The organism is Bradyrhizobium sp. P2_E8 (assembly GCF_056403875.1).
This window is the reverse complement of sequence record NZ_JBFUES010000802.1, coordinates 1-3,519: the sequence shown is the minus strand read 5'-3', so window position 1 is coordinate 3,519 and position 3,519 is coordinate 1. Positions and strand designations below refer to the sequence as shown.

Annotated in this window: 2 protein-coding genes; both read left to right on the top strand. The window is 66.8% G+C overall.

What is annotated here, in order from left to right; all coding sequences use genetic code 11:
• Nucleotides 1-141: 141 nt before the first annotated feature.
• Nucleotides 142-2,409 carry an acyl-CoA dehydrogenase gene (locus AC1D00_RS32110; protein WP_477013423.1) on the top strand — a complete coding sequence of 756 codons (2,268 nt, stop codon included), beginning with the start codon at nt 142-144 and terminating at the stop codon, nt 2,407-2,409.
• The coding region (locus AC1D00_RS32105; RefSeq protein WP_477013422.1) for an acetyl-CoA C-acetyltransferase at nt 2,409-3,519 on the top strand (1,111 nt) is incomplete at its 3' end. The genes AC1D00_RS32110 and AC1D00_RS32105, both read left to right, overlap by 1 nt.

Here is a 3,519-nt window from a genome sequence, read left to right as displayed (position 1 = left end):
CCCACGCCCCGGCCGTTATGGCCCCCGGGGGCGGCCGCCCGGCCGCGTCAATTCGCTTCTTTTTGCGCGCGAAGTGTTCACTTACCCCGGCCACTTTCCGCTAAAATGTCGGTCACCCGCGCTGATCCATGAGGTTTTGCCATGAGCTTCCGCCGCGACACCATCACAAAACCGATCTTCTCCTGGGCGCGCGGCGTGCTGCCGGCGATGTCCGACACCGAGCGCGAGGCGCTGGAGGCCGGGGACGTCTGGTGGGACGCCGATCTGTTCACCGGCAACCCTGATTGGGCGAAGCTGCTGAAGGTCCCGCAGGCAACCCTGACCGACGAGGAGCAGGCCTTTCTCAACGGCCCTGTCGACGAGCTCTGCGCCATGCTCGACGAGTGGAAGATTTTTTGGGAATGGCGCGACTTGCCGCCGGATGTCTGGCACTTCGTCAAGCGCGAGAAATTCTTCGGCATGATCATCCCGAAGGAGTTTGGCGGCCTCGGCTTCTCGCCCTACGCCCATTCGGAAGTCGTGCGCAAGATCTCGACCCGCTCGATCGCTGCCGCCGTCACGGTGATGGTGCCGAACTCCCTCGGCCCCGGCGAACTCCTCATGCGCTTCGGCACCAAGGAGCAGCAGGCGCGCTGGTTGCCGCGGCTCGCCGACGGCCGCGACATTCCCTGCTTCGGCCTCACCAGCCCTGAAGCCGGCTCCGACGCGGCCTCGATGGTGGACACCGGCATCATCTGCAAGGGCACCTTCGAAGGCCGCGAGGTCGTGGGCCTCAGGCTCAACTGGCACAAGCGCTACATCACGCTCGGCCCCGTCGCGACGCTGCTCGGCCTCGCCTTCAAGGCCTATGATCCCGACCACCTCGTGGGCCAGCAGGAAGAGCTCGGCATCACCGTGGCACTGATCCCGACCAATCTGCCCGGTGTCGAGATCGGCCACCGCCATCTGCCGTCGATGCAGGTGTTCCAGAATGGCCCGAACTGGGGCCGCGACGTCTTCATCCCGCTCGACTACGTCATCGGCGGCAAGGAGAGGCTCGGGCAGGGCTGGAAGATGCTGATGACGGCGCTAGCCGCCGGCCGCGGCATCTCGCTGCCGTCGCTGTCGGCGGCCGGCGCCGCCTACGCCGCGCGCACCACCGGCGCCTATGCCCGCATCCGTGAGCAGTTCGGCATCTCTATCTCCAAATTCGAGGGTGTCGAGGAGCCGCTCGCCCGCATCGTCGCCACCGCCTATCAGCTCGACGCGGCGCGCCGGCTCACCTGCGCGGCGCTCAATGCCGGCGTTCATCCGGCCGTCATCTCCGGCATCATGAAGCTGCACGCGACCGAGCGGATGCGCACCGCCATCGACGACGCCATGGACATTCACGGCGGCAAGGCCGTGATCGACGGTCCGCAAAACTATCTCGGCAATTTGCACCGCGCCGTCCCGGTCGGCATCACGGTCGAGGGCGCCAATATCCTGACCCGCAATCTCATCGTGTTCGGGCAGGGCGCGATCCGCGCCCATCCCTACCTGCTCGACGAGATGAACGCGCTCGCCGACACCGACCGCGCGCGCGGGCTCACGGCCTTCGACACCGCGTTCTGGAAACATGTCGGCCACAGCTTCCAGACGCTCTTCCGTGCCTTCGGCCGGAGCTGGACCTTCGGCGCGTTCGCGCCGGCGCCGGATGCGGGCGAGGCCACGCCATTCTATCGCCAGCTCTCGCGCTATTCGGCGGCGTTTGCGCTCTGCGCCGACATGGCGCTGCTCACGCTCGGCGGCGCGCTCAAGCGCAAGGAGATGCTCTCGGCGCGCTTCGGCGACATTCTGTCCGAGCTCTATCTGCTCTCGGCCGCGCTGAAACGCTGGCAGGACGAGGGCCGGCAGACGGAGGACTTTGCCGCGCTGGAATGGTGCATGGCGACCGGCTTCAAGACCATTGAAAATCGGCTCGCGGAAATTCTCGCCAATCTGCCGAACCGCTTCGTCGCCGGTTTCCTCAAGCTCGTGGTCCAGCCTTTCGGCGCCCGTGTGCTCGGCCCGTCCGACCGGGTCGTGCACCGATGCGCAAGCATCGTGCTGGAGCCGTCGGCGGCACGCGACCGCCTCACGCCCGACCTTGCTTATGTCGACGACGACGGCGGCTTTGCCCGGCTGGAGCGCGCCTTCAAGCTGGTCGCGGGCACCGACGCGATCGCCAAGCGTATCCGCGCCGCGCATATCAGCGAGTGGAAGGAGGCGGTGGCCAAGGGCGTGATCACGCAGGCCGAGGGCGAGCAGCTTGCCGCGGCCCGCGAAGCCGTCACGAAGGTGATCGAGGTCGACGATTTTGCGCCGGAGGCGCTGTCGCCGATTTACAAGAAAACCGGAGATGTGCATCAGTTCTTCCAGGAACTCGGTGAACAGAGGGCGGCGAGCTGATGGCACGACCGGTATTCATCGTCGACGGCAGCCGGACGCCGTTCTTGAAGGCGCGCTCGGGGCCCGGCCCGTTCACGCCCGTCGATCTCGCCGTGCAATGCGGACGGCCGCTCTTGGCGCGCCAGCCATTTTCGCCCACAACTTTCGACCAGGTCATCCTCGGCTGCGTCAACGTCATCGCCGACGAGATGAATCCGGCTCGCGTCGCCGCGCTCCGGCTCGGCATGGGCGAGGACATGGTCGCCTTCACCGTGCAGATCAATTGCGGCTCCGGCATGCAGTCGATCGACACCGCCTACCGCTATATCCGAGAGGGCCATGCCGACATGATCCTGGCCGGCGGCACCGAGGCGCTGAGCCACGCGCCGCTGGTCTGGCCGAATTCCGGCGTGCGCTGGTTCGCCGGCCTTGCCACCGCCAAGGGCGTCGCCGCGAAATTGGCCGCCGCCTTCAGATTGCGGCCGCGCTATCTCAAGCCGATCATCGGGCTGGAGCGCGGGCTCACCGACCCCATCACAGACTTGAACATGGGGCAGACCGCCGAGGTCGTCGGCCATCTCTTCGGCATCACCCGCGCGCAGTCCGACGCCTACGCCGCCGAGAGCCATCGCCGGCTCGCCCATGCGCAGGCCGATGGTTTTCTCAAGGGCGAGGTCGAGACCGCGTTCTCCCGCGATGGCAAGTTCTTCGACCATGACGACGGCGTGCGGCCGGACTCCTCGGCCGAGACGCTCGCAAAGCTGAGGCCGGTATTCGAGCGCCCCTGGGGCCAGGTGACAGCCGGCAATTCCTCGCAGATCACCGACGGCGCATCCTGGGTGATCCTCGCGTCCGACGCGGCAGTCGCAAAACACAAGCTGACGCCGAAGGCCGTCATCGTCGACAGCAACTGGGCCGCGCTCGATCCAGCTATCATGGGGCTCGGTCCCGTGATGTCGGCGACGCCGCTGCTCCAGCGCAACGACCTCACCGTCAAGGACGTCGAGACCTGGGAGCTGAACGAAGCTTTCGCGACGCAGGTGCTCGGTTGCCTCGCCGCCTGGAACGACGACACATTCTGCCGCGAGATTCTGGGGCTCGACGGCGCCGCCGGCGAGATCGACCGTGACA